Below are 16,137 nucleotides of genomic sequence, written 5' to 3'. Positions count from 1 at the left end.
TTTAATTTCAGGATTATATCAAAAGTTTTTTTATGGTATGATGAATTTGGGATTTATATCTAAACAGATGAAATCAAAGACAATATAAAATAGATAAATAATTTGCAATAATTCTTTATACCAATATTTGCTTATATTTAGGCTTGTTATTTTATAGGAGCTTTAAAATCCTCTTTTTTGTCTATAATATCTCCTTTAAAAGTTGCTCTAAAAAAATATTCTCCATTTTTTTCTGTGCGAACAAGTAAATTTGAAAATTTGGTTCTATTTTGGTCTTTATATAAAATACAAGTGTATTTTATAGTGTTTAAGACATTTTCTGTGTTGTTTTTATCTTTATTTTTATCGCAAATAAAACTATCGTCAGTTATGTTTAAATCTTTGATTTCTTTGTTATCTATCCAAAAATCACCATAATGATTTGCAATATGTGACATGCGTGCAATATTCGGAGCAGTAATAATAAAAGATAAAAGTATGAATATTACAGTCAAACCAACAGAAATTTTATAATCAAATTTTTTCTCTCGGCTAAGAACATAATTAAAAAACATGAGAGCCATAATACTTGAAAATACTAAAAAAGTTGGATTTTTTAGAAAAATCATTAAACAAATAAGCTCAAATGAAAAAATTGCATAAGTGGAAAGCATATATGAAATTTCTTTTTTCAATAAGAATATGATGGCAATGACTGCATATCCAGCCATATATGTGTAAATTATATAGATAATATTTTCAAATAATAAATTTAATTTTTTTTCATTTTCTTCTAAAAATTGTTGAAAAAATTCTGGAAAATGTGTGTGGTAATTCAGTGCCAAAAAATAGATCATTACACAAAGTATTAGTATCCACAATGTTAGTTTGGCATAAATAATGAATTTGTTTCGCATTCTATATATGCAAAAATTTGAATACATATAAAGTATCAAGAGTAAAAATGTATAGCTAAATATAAGCGCACCCCAAATTCCAGCATATGCAAAATAAACGTTATCAATGGAAGGAATGGGTAAATTTTCAGCTAAAAAATACGGCAATACACTCGCAAATCCAATGAAAATAAAAATAGGTGTTAATGATAATATATTCTTTAATATACAACGCCCAAATTTAGTCAAGTGGTAATTAAATATTTTTCCTAAATGAAACCCTATACTTTCTTTTGTGTAGTAATAGCCTTTTTCATATAAAAAAACCTCATTTTCCAAAAAGCTATTTCCTATCTTTTTTAGATCATTTATGCTACTAGCTTCTTCTTTTTTGGCTAATAAGTCTATTTGAGTATTTAAGAGTTTTATCTGTTTGTTTATGTTTTCTTTTGCTTTTTTAAGATTTTCTGGCCTTAAATTTAAGTAAAATATCTAAAATTTTTGTAGTTTCATCTATTTTTTTATTTAGTTTATGAGAGTTTAGTTTTTTTAAAACCTTAGATGTTTTATAATTATTGTCTTGAAAAATAAAATTTACATTACCTTCATTTAAGTTATCTTCGTTTAAAATATCTTCTAGTCTGTCAATTTTGTTTAAAAAATCTTTTAAATCTAAAATTTCATTCTCTATCAATTTTACTTCTCTCATCTACTTTCCTTAATAAAAAATACAACACAAAATTTAGGGCTAAAATTGCCCTAAATTTTTATACATCTAAATCTTAAGCTTCTAAAATTGCGCCGTTGCTTGCGTTTGTGACTAGTTTTTGGTATTGTCTTAGCCACCTGCTATTTACAACTTTTCCAGCGTATTTCCACTCTTTAGCGCGTTTAGCGATCTCTTCGTCACTCAAACGCACATTTATGCTAAACTCATCTACGTTTATATCGATGATATCGCCGTCTTTTAGTAGTCCTATCATACCGCCCTCAGCAGCTTCAGGGCTTACGTGACCGATACTTAGCCCACGAGTCGCACCACTAAATCTGCCATCAGTGATGAGCGCTACGTCGGCTCCAAGACCACGACCGACTATTAGGCTTGTTGGGCTTAGCATTTCTTGCATGCCAGGACCGCCTTTTGGGCCTTCGTATCTTAGGACGACGACGTCACCTTTTACTACTTTTCCACTTGAGATTCCAGCGATTGCCTCATCTTGGGAATTAAAGCAAACTGCCTTACCGCTAAATTTACGCTCGCCGATGATTCCAGCAGCCTTGATCACACATCCTTGCTCGGCTAGATTACCAAACAAAATAGCCAGACCGCCGACTTTTGAGTAAGCATTTGCTACTGTATGAATCACGTTCTCATCTAAGATCTTGGCATTTCCTACACGTTCCCCAAGACTTTCGCCGCTGATAGTAAGCGCGTCAAGATTTAGTAAATTCGCATCAAATTTAGCTATTTCGTTTATCACAGCACTTAGCCCGCCAGCTCTGGCGACGTCTTGCATATGTACGCTTGGAAGACTTGGAGCGATCTTGGCGATGTGTGGGACGCTGCGACTTATGTCGTTTAGCTTAGCTATGTCTAGTGGGGCTCCAGCTTCACGGCTAATTGCTAGCATGTGGAGAATGGTATTTGAGCTACCGCCCATAGCCATATCGACTACCATTGCGTTTTTGATAGTTTTTTCATTGACAATATTGCGGATTTTATAGCGATCATCAAGGGCGATTTCACAGATTCTACGCGCTGCCTTGCGGATAAGCTCTTCACGCTCAGGGGTTAGAGCTAGAATCGTGCCATTTCCAGGAAGTGCGACGCCCATAGCTTCGCAAAGTGTATTCATAGAATTAGCCGTAAACATTCCAGAGCAGCTTCCCCCACCTGGACAAGCATTGCACTCGATAAATTTAAGCTTTGCGTCATCTATCTGCTTAGTTTCATACGCGCCAACAGCTTCAAAAGCCGAGTTTAGATCTAGTGCTTCGCCGTTTTGTCCCACGCCTGCAGCCATTGGTCCACCACTTATGAAGATGGTTGGCACATTTACTCTCAAAGCTCCCATTAGCATTCCAGGCACGATTTTATCGCAGTTTGGCATACATACTAGAGCGTCTAAGCAGTGAGCGTTCATCACAGTTTCTACTGAATTAGCGATGATTTCACGGCTTGGGAGTGAGTAGAGCATACCCTCATGCCCCATAGCGATGCCGTCATCCACGCCGATTGTGTTAAACTCAAAAGGCACGCAGCCGTTTTTGCGGATTTCGTCTTTTAAAATTTCAGAGTATTTATTTAAGAAAAAATGCCCCGGAATAATCTCTATAAAGCTATTTGCAACGCCGATAAATGGCTTGTCAAAATCGCTGTCTTGAAGTCCTGTCGCACGTAAAAGCGAGCGATGAGGTGTCTTGGTGTAGCCCTTTTTTATGTTATCACTTCTCATAAGTTACCTTTAAATTTAAATTTGGTGCATTTTAGCAAATTTAAGTTTAAAAATAAAAAAACAGACTTTTTAAGCTAGTTTTTATAGTAAATATTTTCTAAATTTAAGCAAATCAATGTATAATAAGACCTTTATAATCACTTACAAAAAGGAAATTTATGCTTCTAACAAATCCAGTTTTGATAAGCGTTTTGCTTATGTGTGTTTTGTGTTTGATGCGTTTTAATGTCTTGCTGGCGATTTTGATTTCGGCTATTAGTGCTGGGCTGATCAGTGGCAAGGGCTTGGTAGAGACTACAAATTTACTCATCAGCGGTATGCAAGGCAACCTTGAAACTGCCCTTAGCTACATACTTCTTGGGGCTTTGGCAGCTGCCATTGGTATGAGTAATCTAACGCCGATTTTGATACACTATGTCGGTAAGTTTATCAGCAAAAAATCAACTTGGTTTGTGCTAAGTGTCGCGTTTTTTGCTTGTTTTTCACAAAATTTAATCCCTGTGCATATCGCTTTTATACCTATTCTTATCCCTCCACTTCTTGCTTTGATGAATAAAATCGGCATTGATAGAAGAGCTGTGGCGTGCGCTCTTACTTTTGGGCTTCAAGCTCCGTATGTGAGTATCTCTGTGGGTTTTGGTCTGCTTTTTCACAACATACTCAAAAAAGAGCTTGGTAATAACGGCATAAACGTAGAAATAAGCGATATTGGCTCAGTTATGTGGCTTGGTGGGGCGGCTATGCTTGTGGGCTTGCTTTTGGCTGTGTTTTACTACAGAAAACCACGAATTTACGGTGAAACGAAAGAAGAATCAAAAGATCTTTTTGAAGCGACAAAAGATCTAAAAATGAGTGCGAAAGAGTGGTCTGTGCTAGGTGGCGCGGTGCTTGCTTTTGGTATTCAAATTTGGAGTAGTTCGCTTCCGCTTGGAGCTTTGGCTGGGCTTATTTTTATGATTATTTTCGGTGGTATTGAGTACAAAAAAATGGATAAAGTCATGGAAAGAGGTCTAGCTATGATGGCGTTTATCGCTTTTGTGATGCTTGTGGCTGCCGGATTTGGTAATGTCATCCGCGAAACTGGCGGCATAGCTGAGCTAATAAGCTTCGCAAGTGCAGTGAGCGGTGGCAAGCTTGGCGGGGCGATCATCATGCTAGTGATCGGGCTTTTAGTGACTATGGGTATTGGGACAAGCTTTGGGACTATTCCTATCATCGCAGCGATTTATGTGCCACTTTGCGTGAGTCTTGGATTTAGCGTGCCAGCTATCATCTTGCTTGTGGGTATAGCAGCTGCTGTGGGGGACGCTGGAAGTCCGGCTAGTGATAGCACTCTTGGGCCTACTTCTGGTCTAAATGCGGACGGCAAACACAACCACATTTATGATACTTGTGTGCCTACTTTTATATTTTTCAATATCCCGTTAATCGTGTGTGGCGTGGTATTTTCACTCTTTATCTAAAAATTTGGTGCTAATTTGGCACCAAATTTACTACCATTTAGAAGCATTTCATGAGAGCTGTTTTTTACCTGATTTTATGTATTGTTTTGTGGTCGTTTATACCAGTTTTTACTAAATTTGCTGGTGTGAGCTTGGATCATCATCAATACCTTTTTTATTCGAGCATTATTTCTTCTTTGTCTGTGCTTTTCTTTGCTTTGATAAGTGGCGATATAAATGGGCTTGCGCGGTATAAGCCTAAGACTTATGCTTTGCTATTTTTTCTTGGATTTTTAGACTTTTTTTACTATTTGCTTTTGTACTTTGGCTATCAAAAAGCTGGTGGCTTAGAAGTCCTAGCCGTGCAATACACTTGGCCGATTTTTATCGTGATTTTGTCAGTAATCTTGCTAAATGAAAGGCTAAATTCAGGCAAAATTTTTGCCTTAGGGCTTGGATTTTTAGGTACTTTTGTGGTGCTTAGTAAGGGGGATTTGCTTGGCTTTAGCTTTAGTAACGTGAGTGCTTTGCTGATAGTTTGTTTGGGGGCTTTTAGCTTTGCGCTTTTTTCAGTGCTTAGCAAAAGAGTCGCCATAAATCCGCAAAATGCAGTTGCTATTTACTTTTTTAGTGCGATTATCTATTCATTTTTTAGCGTTTTATTTTTTAGTGAGTTTAGGCTTCCAAGTGCGAGCGAATGGGGATTTATACTTATAAATGGTATATTTTTAAACGGCATTTCATATCTGTTTTGGATAAAAGCTTTGCGCGAATTGGATGCGTCTTTTGCAGCTTTGTTTATCTTCGTGATACCTGTTTTATCGGCGTTTTTGCTTGTTTTGTTTTTTGATGAAGAGATACTAAAAGCCCACCTTATCTCTCTTGCTTTAGTCATTGTATCTGGCATACTAGCTAGACGGAAGTAAAACAGTAAATTTGTACTTTAAATTTTAAAACCACTAAAATCCCTTGACAAATAGTCCTAAATAGTAATATACTAAACAAAATTAATTTAGGTTGTATATTATGAAATACAAAGGTGGATTTTTAATTTCACAAATCAAACAGCTTAACGGCAGAATCGTCGCTCAAATTTTAGCTAAAAACAACATCACAGCCTTTACTGGTGCTCAAGGACGGATCCTTTCAGTGCTTTGGAAGCAAGACAATATGCCTATCCAAGAAATAGCTGCAAAAACTGGACTTGCCAAAACAACGATGACAAATATGCTAGATAATATGGAAAAGCTAGGACTTATTTCAAGGACTTTTGATGCTAAAGATAGGCGTAAGGTGCTTATCGTTTTGAGTGATGAGGCAAAGGCGCTAGAAAATGAGTATGAAAAAATGTCAAAAGAGATGAGCGATATATTTTACGCTGGATTTAGCGAGCCTGAGATAAAGATATTTGAGCAAAATTTGCAAAGAATACTAAAAAATCTTGAAGAAAAAATCAACTAAAAGGAAAAAATTATGGAGTTTTATGAGGTTTTAGAAAACAGAAGAACGGTTAGGGATTTTAGCGATAAAGAAGTGCCTGATGAGGTTTTGAGTAAGATACTTGGTGCTGGCTTAAAAGCACCGTCAAATGACCATTTGAGACAATTAGAGTTTGTAGTCGTGCGTGGATATGAAAATATAATCAAAATTTTAGCGCCCATTGAGGGTAATATCGCTTCTTTTACGAAAAGCAATGTAAGTGATCTAGCTGAAGTTATGGATAAAGATGAGTATGCGATGTTTGTCGATGCTATGCCAAAACAACAACGTATGCTAATGCAGAGCAACTGCTTGGTTTTGCCGTTTTTTAGGCAGATTGGCAGTCCTTTGCTAAAACCAAAAAATCTAAGCTCTTTGAATTATTTCGCGTCGGCTTGGGCGTCGATAGAAAATATAATGCTTGGGGCTACTGCAGAGGGTTTGGCTTGCGCGTTGCATATACCGATCATGGATGAGAGCGAGCATGTCAAACAAGTAGTTGGCGCTCCAGCTGATTATGAATTGGCTTGTTTTTTAGCTATCGGATACAAATCAGACAAAGCACCAAATTTAAAACAAAAAGAGATTAAAATAGCAGACAAAATCCACAAAAATAAATGGTAATACGAGCAAAATATAAGGCGGAAACAGCCACAAGCGTAAATTTACGAAGTGGCTTATTTGGCTTTTATTTTAGCAGATATTCGACTTGTGTGACGACTCTTATGCTTTTTGTATCTTCTAGTCCGACGGCTGCGTTTTCGATACTAAATAGCCCTTGGGTTGCTTTTTTGATCTTACCGACCTGGCTTCCTGAATCCTTTGCAAACTGAGCGGCTGCTGCTCTTGCATTTTTAGTCGCTTCGGCTATCATCGCTGGTTTTATATCATTAAGCCCAGTAAACTCATACGAAATCCTGTTTTCATACTCTTGACTTATTGCGATACCATCACTTGCAAGGTCGAGCGAGTTTGCCTGAGCTTTTTTGATATCTTGGATTTTATTAGTTCGCACTAGCAAATTTACCTTGGCTATGTAAGTGTAGCGAACTCTCTCGGAGTCCATATATGGATTTATGGAATTATCTGTGATAGATGGGGCTTGGACGATGTAATCCTCAGCATTTAAGCCATATTTTTTCAAGAAATTTTCAGCGATTTTGGTTTTTTCTAGTATGGTTTTTTGCAATATTTTTAGGTCATTATCTCCCAAAGAAAAGCTCATTTGCCATACGGCTAAATCTGCTGGCACCTCACGTTGCGCTAGTCCACGCACGCTTATGCTACTGTCTTTTTGCACTATTCCGCTAAGACCAACTGCTAAAATGATAGAAGCAGTGACAATCGAAATGCTTAAAAACGCAAAGTTATTTTTGTTTTCCATAGATTATCCTTATAAAATTTAGCTGATTGTAGCACGGAATTTATAATATTAACTTACGCCGATTGGATAGGTGCATTTGTGGCAGTGTGGCTCGTTGGCGACGCCGTTTTGGAAGCCATTTTTTATGTCTAAGGCTCGTTTTGAGTTTAGGATTTCGTTTAAATTTGAGCTTTTTATATCACCTAAATTTATCACGCCAAAGCAGTCGATACAGCACGGCACGACTGTCCCGTCGCTCAAAATGGCTAGTTGATGAGTGAGTGCGTGGCAGCGTTTTTGTGAGCTGTTTGCGTCCCCATTTTTCCAGTTAAATGAGGTTTTGAAGTTTAGCAAAACTTTTCTAGCTAGGCGGATTTTGGTGTTTTTAGGGTAAATTTGGCTTTGGAAATTTGCTTTTATCTCATCTAAATTTGGCTGCAAATTTAATCCAAAATGGTTTTGTAAGTAGTCAAAAAGCTCTAGCATTTTTGGGTTTTGGTTTAGCAAAAACTCACTTTGCACTCTTAAATTTACAAAAACATCGCTTTTTTGGGCGACACTGTAGTCGCAAAACGCAAGTAAATTTGAGATGAAATCCTCTTTGAAATGGTTATTTTCATCAAAAAACGCACTCAAAGAGAGTGAAATTTGGTGAAATGGTGGCGAAGAGAGCAGGGCGAAACTATCTTTTTTGAGATTTTTGCCAGTCGTGACTAGGTCGATTTCAAGCCTAAATTTAGCCACTAAATCAGCGTAATCTTTGAAGTTTTTCACCTCAAGTGGATCGCCTAAGACGTGCAAACAAATGCGTTTGCAAAGTGGCTTTACTTGAGATAAAACTCGCTCAAATAGTGCTAAACTCATCACGCCACGATGCTCCACTCTCATAGGCGATGGACAAAACGAGCATTTGCAAGAGCAAATATCACTGATTTCGATATAGATTTTTTTAAAACTCATTTGATGAAAAACTCAGCTGCTGCGTTTTTGCTCTCAAATGGCTCTATTTCAAGCTCTTTTTGTCCGATTGTGGCTGTGTGTTTCACACCTTTTTCGCACTTGGTATATGTCAGAGCGAGCCTTGCTCCAAGCGTCAAATCATCATCGTTTGCATATTTTGATATGAATGAATGAGCGCCGATTAGATCAAAGTTTATGCTATTCATTTTATCTAAATTTAACGCTTCAAGGGCGAGATTATCACTCTCATCGCGACCGATTATCATTTTAGCGCCATTTGGGAGCCTTAAATGTCTACCATAACGTAGGCTTTGCAAGTCGTCTTCACTCATCTCTTTATCAAATTTAATAAAGTCGCGAATGCGGTTTGAGAAGCTTTCCATTGTGTAAAGACAGCCGCCTGCTGGGCTTTCATAGTCTTCAAAACCAAATTCTTTAGCAAGGGCGAGTTGGGGCGATCTGCCACGACCATTTAGCCCAAGGAGTTTTTCTCTATCGACCCAGCCCTCACGCTCTGGCTTGGTTGGTTTAAGTAGCTTAGCACAAAGTGGGCGAAGCACGATATCATCGCTATCTAAGGCTAGATTTTTGACATGAACCATAGCGTCATTTCTTTGGCTCATTGGTCTTTGACCGACTACTTCGCCACTTATGACAAAATCAGCGCCGTAATGCTCAAGCATAGAAATAACCGTGCGAAACATAAATCCATGACAGTCAATGCAAGGATTAAACTGCTTTCCATAGCCAAATTTGGGGCTAAAAAGCACGTCTTGGAGGTATTTGCTTCTCATATTAATCACTTCAAAACTAGCTCCAGCCATAGCTGCGCGTCTTTTCATCAGCTCAAATTTATCCTTATCGCCACCAAAGCCGATGTCGATATTTAGGGCATGGACGGCTATATTTTGGTCGCTTATGAGCCTAATTGCCAGCATACTATCAAGCCCACCGCTAAAAAGCGCAAGGCATTTTTTACGTTTCATTAGATTCCTTTTAGTTGTTTTTTGAGATTTTGAAGCTTGGCGATTTTTTCGTATTTTTGCTCATCATTGCTGCTTGCAAGGAGCTTTATAGCCTTATCGCAAAAGCTAGATTTTAGGATATTTAGAGCTTTTTTGAACTCATCAAGCCCTGCGTAAATTTCTAAATTATCGCTTAGCTCAAGCTCTCTAATGCAAGGATTATTTGGATTTTTTGCCCCCACAACTGCTGTGTAAATCTCAGGATGAGATAAAAACATATCCGCACTTAGCTCACTCTTGCCAAGCTCGAAAAACTTATCGCTAGCTAACATATTTTTTAGTATTGCAAGCTCCAAAAGGTCTTTTTTGGGTGTTGAAGTCTCAGGTTTTCTCTCTTGCCTTTTGTATCTAAATTTGCCATTTCCAAGCATGAAACTTGATGGATCAAGCCCAAGAAGTGAGGCGACAAGTGGAGTATAAGAGTTCGCCACGATTTCATTTAGGCTTTTTGTGAATTCCTGCACGTTTTCAAGGGCTTTTGCGGTCTCTAATGGAGTTTTTGGATTTAGCGTTTTGATAAGGGTTTTTATATAAAACTCTCCAAGCTCCACGCCGCCACTAAGCATGGTTTTGAGCTCTACAGACTTACCGTTTGCTACCATGTCGGCTGGATCTTTTTCACCACTTATTAAAACAACTCTGCCGTCTATTTCATTTTGGGCTAGAAGCTTTGAGCTTTTAAACGCCGCATTTACGCCCGCTTCATCGCTATCGTAGCACAAAACGACCTTGATATCGCCACGCTTTAAAAGCGGAATATGCTTCTCAGTCAGAGCCACGCCCAGCACAGCTACAGCGTTGCTAATACCAGCGCTATGGAGCATTATGCAGTCCATGTAGCCTTCGCAGATGATTATCTCATTTTTGCTAAAAATCTCGTTTTTGGCTTTGTCATAAGCGTAAAATAGCTTGGATTTGTCAAAGATCGCTGATTGTGGGCTATTGACGTATTTGGCAGGATTATTACTTATCGTGCGACCTCCAAAGCCTACGATTTTGCCAAGATGATTGTAGATAGGAAATGTTATGCGGTTGATGAAGCTTGCGTAAAGTCCGGTTTCGTTTTGTTTGACTACGCCGACGTTTAGGGCTTCTTTTGGGTCTATGTTTAGATTTTGGAGTAAATTTAGTGTGTTTTGGTTATCTCCTGCCCAGCCAAGCTCAAATTTTTCTATCAAAGCGTCTGTGATTTTACGCTGATGAAGATAATCAAGTGCTTCTTTATTTTTGTAAATCAAACTTTTGTAGTGTAAATTTAGATTTTCTAGTATTTTTTTGTCGTATACGACTTCGTTTTTGCTAGTCGTGTATGAGAGCGTGAAGTTGTACATATTTGCTAGTTTTTCGATGGCTTCAGGGTAGCTTAATTTTTCATAATCCATGATAAATTTGATACTATTTCCGCCAGCCTTGCAAGAAAAACAGTGAAATATCCCTTTTGATGAGCTTACGTGCATGGACGGGTTTTTGTCATTGTGAAACGGACATACGCACACGAAATCTCGCCCTGATTTTTTCAGTGGCAAATAGTTGCCCACGACATCGACTATATCAACGGTATTTAGTAAATTTTCTATGCTACTTGGTTCTATCATAAGCGAGATTATACCAACTCTTTGCTATAATGGGCTTAAATTTAACACAGGCTAGCGACTTTGGATTTCTTTTTTGTGGGGTATCGTGACCCTATTTTTGGCGTGATTGTTCTTTTTGGCGTGCTTCTTTTAGTGGCTGTTTTGAGCTATGTTTGGGGCATTTTGGGTGCGAAAGATGAGAAGCACAATATAGAAAAATTTGTCAAAAAATTTGAAAAAACAACGGGTCTTAGCGACGAGCACAAAAAGCTACTTTTGGAGCTTGGCATAGATGTGAGTTCTCTTGGGATTTTGGCATCAACCTTTTCTAAAAGTGGGGATTTTGATAAAGCCATAAGCGTGTATTTGATAGCTTTAAGCAAGGTAAAAGACAAAAAGCAAAGAGAGTTTTTGCTGGTAAATTTGGGTAAAATTTATCTAAAAGCTGGATTTTTGAAGCGAGCTAGCGATGTGTTTTTGGAGGCTTTAAAGCTAAGCCCTAGAAACGATGAGGCTCTTAGATTTTTAAGCGTGGTTTATGAAAAGCTAAAAATGTATGAAAACTGCCTTGAGGCACTTGACGCTCTTGATGAGCAAGGCGCTGAAGTGGGCGCTGAAGTGGCATATACAAAGGCTCTCATCGTCTGCTCACAAAAAATGGAATTTGCCAAAAAAATAGATGAGATTTTAAAGCTCAGCTCTGAATTTCCACTTTTAAAAAGAGTGGCTTTGGAGCAGTTTATTAAAAATCACGAGCCACTAAGTGGCTTAAAAGAGTTCCCAAGTCTAAATCAGTCTATAGACACTGTTTTTTGGCTAAATGAAGCTGTAAATTTGGGTGACGATGAGTTTAAGGCACTGTTTAAAGCAAAAGGGCTTATAGATGATGAAGTGGAGATCAAAGATTTCAACCTAAGCGTCTTAAATAGCGCCAAAAAAAGCGGCATAAACGCAACTCTTAGCTTTAACTTTTTTTGCAATGAATGCAAGACGACTTATCCGCTATTTTTCTACAGATGTCCAAACTGCGCTAGGCTTGGAAGCGTGAAAATAAGCACTCAAGTAACAAAGGAGAGTAGTGAAAACGATATGCCTTTTTAGCGATGGAAGCTGTCTTGGAAACCCAGGACCTGGTGGCTGGGCGTACATACTTGAGTATGGAAATTTCAAAAAATCAGCAAGCGGTTCGCAAAAATTAACGACAAACAATCAAATGGAAATCAAAGCTGTAATAGAAGGGCTAAAAGCACTCAAAGAGCCTTGTATAGTAAATTTATACACAGATAGCTCATACGTGGCAAATGCGATAAATTTGTGGCTTGAAAACTGGATAAAAAAGGGCTTTAAAAACGTAAAAAATGTAGAGCTTTGGAAAGAGCTTTGTACGCTTTTATCAGTACATAAAGTCAGTGCGAACTGGGTCAAGGCCCACAACGGACATCCGCAAAATGAAGAGTGCGACACGCTAGCAAGAAACGAAGCAATGAAGGTAAAAGAATGACTTTTATAGACTTTTGTGCTGGTATTGGTGGTGGTCGTTTAGGACTTGAGTTAAACGGTTTAAAATGTCTTGCTTTTAGTGAGATTGACAAAGAAGCCATAAATACCTATACTACTTTTTACAATACAAAAAGTGAACTAAATTTGGGTGATATTACAGCGATAAATCCACAAAATTTGATAGATTTTGATATCTTAATAAGTGGTTTTCCCTGCCAAAGTTTTAGTATAAATGGCAAAAGAGAAGGTCTACAAAATCAAGAAAAAGGGCAAATAATCTTTTATATAGTAGATATTTTAAAAGCTAAAAAACCAAGTTTTTTTATACTTGAAAATGTAAAAGGACTTGTAAATCACGATAAAGGTCGGACATTAAAAATCATAAATGAATTGCTTTTAGACTGTGGTTACAAAGTTAGCTACAAAGTATTGAATTCAAAAAAATTTGGATTAGCCCAAAGTAGAGAGCGCATATATTTTATTGGTATTAGGAATGATATTGAAAAGAATTTTAGTTTTGATGATTTGGTAGAAAAGCAATCTGAGTTAAAAGATTTTTTAAGCCCAAAAGTAGAAAATAAATTTGATAAGCAAAGTCCAACTTTTGTAAAATATATAAATAATAAATACAATAAAAATCGTATAAATTTAAGTGAAATCTTAGCAGATGATTTCGTGATAGTCGATACTAGACAGAGTGATTTAAGAATATATAAAGATACTTGTCCTACTCTTAGAAGAGATAGACAGGGGATTTTATATGTATTTCAAGGAGAACTCTATAAATTAAGCAGCATAGAAGCCTTAAAACTGCAAGGTTTTGATAAATTGACAAATTTAAATGACAAAATAGTAAATTTAAAAACTAGCGATATTTTAAGACAATGCGGTAATGCAATGAGTGTAAATGTGATCGAAGCTATAGTAAAAAGGTTGATAAATGGATAAAGTAGAACTTGGTTCACAAACGGCAAAAAACGGGTTTAAAAATGAAGATTTTGCCGTGGCTACATTTAATGCGTGGGAAACTAATGAGTTGGCTCGTGCGTGGCTTTTGGCAATGGGCTATAATTTAAATGAGATAGAATTTGTTAAAGCTCAAAAGATTAAAGGGCAATTTAAAGCTGATATTCAAGTCTCAATAAGTGTTCAAATAAAGCTAAAGTCTCTTGTCGATATACAAAATATACAAGTTAAATTAGTTTCAAACCCACGAGGCTTTAATCAAATCGATAAAAGGTGGCTCAAAAGTTACAATGAAATTTGGCAAATTCCACAACATATTTATGAGCTTTTAGCACTTTTTACAGGCGAATTACCACCAAGACAAGGTAGTAAAAACAAAAAACGGATGTTTGTAGATGAGTTTAGCGATAGCGAACAAAATGAATTTTTAAAATGGTTTAAAGATAATCAAGCGATGATTTTGTGTGATATTTTAAAAGGACGTGGTCAGTTTGCTAGTGAGTGGTTTTTGGTAATTTTACGAATAAGTGGCGATGTGGTAAAATGGGTTTTAAAACCAATAAATGAAGTAATAAACTTTTATAATGGTGAAGTTTGCGTAAGCAAACAGGGTTCAATCAAATTTGGCAAAATCACAATCCAACGCAAAGGTGGAGATGGTGGCAGAGATACAGCTAAAATGCTACAGTTTAAGATAAATCCGTGTTTATTATTTGACATATAAACGAAGCAATGAAGGTGCAAAATGGATAAATTTCAAAATCTAGAAAAACTTTTAAACTACGAGTTTAAAGACAAAAATATGCTAAAAGAGGCTTTGACTCACAAAAGCACAAAAGCAGCTTTTAACAACGAACGCCTTGAGTTTTTGGGCGATGCGGTGCTAGATCTAATAGTCGGCGAGTATCTTTATCTAAAATTTAAAAATATAGATGAGGGAAATCTAAGTAAGCTAAGAGCTGCTTTAGTGAGCGAAAAAAGCTTTGCAAATTTGAGCGCTCAGATAAGCTTGGGTAGCTTTTTGTATCTCTCAACTGCCGAAGAAAACAACAACGGCAGAAATAAGCCAAGCCTAGTAAGTGACGCTTTTGAAGCGGTAATGGGTGCGATTTATTTAGAAAGTGGGCTTGAAAAAGTCAAAGAAATATTCATAAAAATCTTAGAAAAAGAGTACAAAAGCATAGATCTAAAAAGCCTTGGCAAGGACTATAAAACAGCGCTCCAAGAGATAACTCAAGCTAGATTTGGTGTAACTCCAAGATATGAGCTGATTAGCTCAAGTGGACCAGATCATAAAAAAATCTTTGAAATGGCGGTTTTTTTAAACGAAAAAGAGCTGGCGCGTGCAAGTGGAAATAGCAAAAAAGAAGCAGAGCAAAGTGCGGCGCTTATTGTGCTACAAAGGATTGAAGAGTGAATACTTTTGGGAGCAAATTTAGACTAACTACATTTGGCGAGAGCCATGGCGTGGCTATTGGCGGTATTTTGGACGGCGTGCCTGCTGGGCTTAGAATAGACGCTGAGTTTTTGCAAAGCGAACTTGATAAAAGAAAACCAGGTGGCAAATACGCAACTAGCAGAAAAGAAGCTGACGCAGTGCAGATACTAAGTGGCGTTTTTGATGGTCTTAGCACTGGGACGCCAATAGGTTTTGCGATATTTAATGCCAACCAGCACTCAAAAGATTATGACAATATCAAAAATTTATTTCGTCCAGGACACGCGGATTTCACGTATTTTGCTAAATTTGGTATTCGTGACCACAGGGGTGGCGGCAGAAGCTCAGCTAGAGAAACAGCAGTAAGAGTGGCTGGTGGGGCAATCGCAGCGATGCTTTTAGGCGAGTTTGGCGTGAGCGTGAGAAGTGGAGTTTTTGGTATAGGCGATCTGGAGGCTAGGGGCTTGGATTTTGATTTTGCTGATGAGAGCGAGATTTTCGCCCTTGATAAGGAGCTTGACACGGCTGGTAAAAATCTCATACTTCAAACCAAAGAAAACGGCGATAGCATCGGGGCTAGCGTGCTAACTGTGATAAATAATGCTCCTGCTGGGCTTGGCGAGGTGCTTTATGACAAGCTTGATGCGAGATTGGCTGAAGCCATGATGGGGATAAACGGCGTAAAAGGCGTAGAAATCGGAGCTGGATTTAAGGCTAGCAAAATGCTTGGCAGTCAGAATAACGACTTAATGAGAGATGGTAAATTTAGCTCAAATAACTGCGGTGGGATACTTGGAGGCATAAGCAATGGCGAGCAAATCGTGATCAAAACATACTTCAAGCCAACTCCAAGCATATTTAAAGATCAAGAAACGCTAAATTTAAGTGGCGAAAATACGATATGTGCGTTACGTGGAAGACACGATCCATGTATCGGCGTGCGTGGAAGCGTGGTAGCTACAGCTATGGCAAGATTAGTCATAGCCGATATGCTCCTACTAAATGCAAGTAGCAAACTAGAAAATCTAAAGAAAATATACAGCTAAATTTAAGCTCGTT

The 16,137-nt window shown here is 37.6% G+C and carries 17 protein-coding genes; 10 read left to right on the top strand and 7 right to left on the bottom strand.

Annotated features, from left to right (window positions below; all coding sequences use genetic code 11):
• Nucleotides 1–146: 146 nt before the first annotated feature.
• The 3 genes from CIG1485E_RS08205 to ilvD form a co-directional block, all read right to left on the bottom strand.
• Nucleotides 147–1,214 (bottom strand): hypothetical protein, encoded by a 1,068-nt coding sequence (locus CIG1485E_RS08205; protein WP_038455339.1) that lies wholly within the window; start codon nt 1,212–1,214, stop codon nt 147–149.
• Between the two features lie 118 nt (nt 1,215–1,332).
• Nucleotides 1,333–1,584 carry a hypothetical protein gene (locus tag CIG1485E_RS08200; RefSeq protein ID WP_038455337.1) on the bottom strand — a complete coding sequence of 84 codons (252 nt, stop codon included), beginning with the start codon at nt 1,582–1,584 and terminating at the stop codon, nt 1,333–1,335.
• A 73-nt stretch (nt 1,585–1,657) separates the two neighbouring features.
• The gene (gene ilvD / locus CIG1485E_RS08195; protein WP_038455335.1) at nt 1,658–3,331 is read right to left on the bottom strand and encodes a dihydroxy-acid dehydratase; all 1,674 of its coding nucleotides are present in this window, start codon (nt 3,329–3,331) and stop codon (nt 1,658–1,660) included.
• Nucleotides 3,332–3,489: 158 nt separating this feature from the next.
• Between ilvD and CIG1485E_RS08190 the strand changes: the two genes are divergently transcribed.
• The 4 genes from CIG1485E_RS08190 to CIG1485E_RS08175 all read left to right on the top strand — a co-directional run bounded on the left by CIG1485E_RS08190 (nt 3,490) and on the right by CIG1485E_RS08175 (nt 6,876).
• Nucleotides 3,490–4,794, top strand: coding sequence for a Na+/H+ antiporter family protein (locus tag CIG1485E_RS08190; protein ID WP_038455334.1), 1,305 nt, complete (start codon nt 3,490–3,492; stop codon nt 4,792–4,794).
• A 50-nt stretch (nt 4,795–4,844) separates the two neighbouring features.
• Complete coding sequence (locus CIG1485E_RS08185; RefSeq protein ID WP_038455333.1) at nt 4,845–5,699, top strand: DMT family transporter; 855 nt, start codon at nt 4,845–4,847, stop codon at nt 5,697–5,699.
• Nucleotides 5,700–5,799: 100 nt separating this feature from the next.
• On the top strand, nt 5,800–6,234 hold the full coding sequence (locus CIG1485E_RS08180; RefSeq protein WP_038455331.1) for a MarR family winged helix-turn-helix transcriptional regulator: 435 nt from the start codon (nt 5,800–5,802) through the stop codon (nt 6,232–6,234).
• Between the two features lie 12 nt (nt 6,235–6,246).
• Nucleotides 6,247–6,876: a nitroreductase family protein gene (locus CIG1485E_RS08175; RefSeq protein ID WP_038455329.1), complete on the top strand. Its 630-nt coding sequence runs from the start codon at nt 6,247–6,249 to the stop codon at nt 6,874–6,876.
• 64 nt (nt 6,877–6,940) lie between these two features.
• Here the strand turns inward: CIG1485E_RS08175 and CIG1485E_RS08170 are convergent, their stop codons facing one another.
• From CIG1485E_RS08170 to dnaG, 4 genes are read right to left on the bottom strand one after another with little or no spacing between them, the layout of a single operon-like run.
• The gene (locus CIG1485E_RS08170) at nt 6,941–7,636 is read right to left on the bottom strand and encodes an SIMPL domain-containing protein (RefSeq protein ID WP_038455327.1); all 696 of its coding nucleotides are present in this window, start codon (nt 7,634–7,636) and stop codon (nt 6,941–6,943) included.
• Between the two features lie 48 nt (nt 7,637–7,684).
• Nucleotides 7,685–8,575: a radical SAM/SPASM domain-containing protein gene (locus tag CIG1485E_RS08165; protein WP_038455325.1), complete on the bottom strand. Its 891-nt coding sequence runs from the start codon at nt 8,573–8,575 to the stop codon at nt 7,685–7,687.
• Nucleotides 8,572–9,561: an argininosuccinate synthase gene (locus CIG1485E_RS08160; protein ID WP_038455323.1), complete on the bottom strand. Its 990-nt coding sequence runs from the start codon at nt 9,559–9,561 to the stop codon at nt 8,572–8,574. The genes CIG1485E_RS08165 and CIG1485E_RS08160 overlap by 4 nt, the downstream gene beginning before the upstream one ends.
• Nucleotides 9,561–11,195 carry a DNA primase gene (gene dnaG / locus CIG1485E_RS08155; protein ID WP_038455321.1) on the bottom strand — a complete coding sequence of 545 codons (1,635 nt, stop codon included), beginning with the start codon at nt 11,193–11,195 and terminating at the stop codon, nt 9,561–9,563. Before dnaG ends, CIG1485E_RS08160 begins: the two co-directional genes overlap by 1 nt.
• A 75-nt stretch (nt 11,196–11,270) precedes the next feature.
• Here dnaG and CIG1485E_RS08150 point away from each other — a divergent pair, with 75 nt between their 5' ends.
• The 6 genes from CIG1485E_RS08150 to aroC are packed head-to-tail and all read left to right on the top strand — an operon-like array spanning nt 11,271 to nt 16,124.
• Complete coding sequence (locus CIG1485E_RS08150; RefSeq protein WP_235183850.1) at nt 11,271–12,275, top strand: tetratricopeptide repeat protein; 1,005 nt, start codon at nt 11,271–11,273, stop codon at nt 12,273–12,275.
• On the top strand, nt 12,253–12,675 hold the full coding sequence (gene rnhA / locus CIG1485E_RS08145; RefSeq protein ID WP_038455317.1) for a ribonuclease HI: 423 nt from the start codon (nt 12,253–12,255) through the stop codon (nt 12,673–12,675). Before CIG1485E_RS08150 ends, rnhA begins: the two co-directional genes overlap by 23 nt.
• Nucleotides 12,672–13,622, top strand: coding sequence for a DNA (cytosine-5-)-methyltransferase (dcm, locus tag CIG1485E_RS08140; protein ID WP_038455315.1), 951 nt, complete (start codon nt 12,672–12,674; stop codon nt 13,620–13,622). Before rnhA ends, dcm begins: the two co-directional genes overlap by 4 nt.
• Entirely contained in the window at nt 13,615–14,364 is a 750-nt protein-coding gene (locus tag CIG1485E_RS08135) for a PDDEXK family nuclease (RefSeq protein ID WP_038455313.1), read from the top strand. The genes dcm and CIG1485E_RS08135 overlap by 8 nt, the downstream gene beginning before the upstream one ends.
• Nucleotides 14,365–14,385: 21 nt before the next feature.
• On the top strand, nt 14,386–15,057 hold the full coding sequence (rnc, locus tag CIG1485E_RS08130; protein WP_038455311.1) for a ribonuclease III: 672 nt from the start codon (nt 14,386–14,388) through the stop codon (nt 15,055–15,057).
• Nucleotides 15,054–16,124, top strand: a complete 1,071-nt coding sequence (aroC, locus tag CIG1485E_RS08125) for a chorismate synthase (RefSeq protein ID WP_038455309.1) — start codon at nt 15,054–15,056, stop codon at nt 16,122–16,124. Before rnc ends, aroC begins: the two co-directional genes overlap by 4 nt.
• Nucleotides 16,125–16,137: the final 13 nt, after the last annotated feature.

The organism is Campylobacter iguaniorum, assembly GCF_000736415.1.
Taxonomy (GTDB): domain Bacteria; phylum Campylobacterota; class Campylobacteria; order Campylobacterales; family Campylobacteraceae; genus Campylobacter; species Campylobacter iguaniorum.
This window is presented reverse-complemented; position numbering and strand designations above follow the sequence as displayed.

What these genes read in the sequence shown, in the direction of transcription:
- CIG1485E_RS08180 (WP_038455331.1), top strand. Translation starts at nt 5,800, where the DNA reads ATGAAATACAAAGGTGGATTTTTAATTTCACAAATCAAACAGCTTAAC.
- CIG1485E_RS08170 (WP_038455327.1), bottom strand. Translation starts at nt 7,636, where the DNA reads ATGGAAAACAAAAATAACTTTGCGTTTTTAAGCATTTCGATTGTCACT.
- CIG1485E_RS08165 (WP_038455325.1), bottom strand. Translation starts at nt 8,575, where the DNA reads ATGAGTTTTAAAAAAATCTATATCGAAATCAGTGATATTTGCTCTTGC.
- CIG1485E_RS08160 (WP_038455323.1), bottom strand. Translation starts at nt 9,561, where the DNA reads ATGAAACGTAAAAAATGCCTTGCGCTTTTTAGCGGTGGGCTTGATAGT.
- CIG1485E_RS08185 (WP_038455333.1), top strand. Translation starts at nt 4,845, where the DNA reads ATGAGAGCTGTTTTTTACCTGATTTTATGTATTGTTTTGTGGTCGTTT.
- CIG1485E_RS08190 (WP_038455334.1), top strand. Translation starts at nt 3,490, where the DNA reads ATGCTTCTAACAAATCCAGTTTTGATAAGCGTTTTGCTTATGTGTGTT.
- CIG1485E_RS08175 (WP_038455329.1), top strand. Translation starts at nt 6,247, where the DNA reads ATGGAGTTTTATGAGGTTTTAGAAAACAGAAGAACGGTTAGGGATTTT.
- ilvD (WP_038455335.1), bottom strand. Translation starts at nt 3,331, where the DNA reads ATGAGAAGTGATAACATAAAAAAGGGCTACACCAAGACACCTCATCGC.
- CIG1485E_RS08135 (WP_038455313.1), top strand. Translation starts at nt 13,615, where the DNA reads ATGGATAAAGTAGAACTTGGTTCACAAACGGCAAAAAACGGGTTTAAA.
- rnc (WP_038455311.1), top strand. Translation starts at nt 14,386, where the DNA reads ATGGATAAATTTCAAAATCTAGAAAAACTTTTAAACTACGAGTTTAAA.
- dnaG (WP_038455321.1), bottom strand. Translation starts at nt 11,195, where the DNA reads ATGATAGAACCAAGTAGCATAGAAAATTTACTAAATACCGTTGATATA.
- dcm (WP_038455315.1), top strand. Translation starts at nt 12,672, where the DNA reads ATGACTTTTATAGACTTTTGTGCTGGTATTGGTGGTGGTCGTTTAGGA.
- CIG1485E_RS08200 (WP_038455337.1), bottom strand. Translation starts at nt 1,584, where the DNA reads ATGAGAGAAGTAAAATTGATAGAGAATGAAATTTTAGATTTAAAAGAT.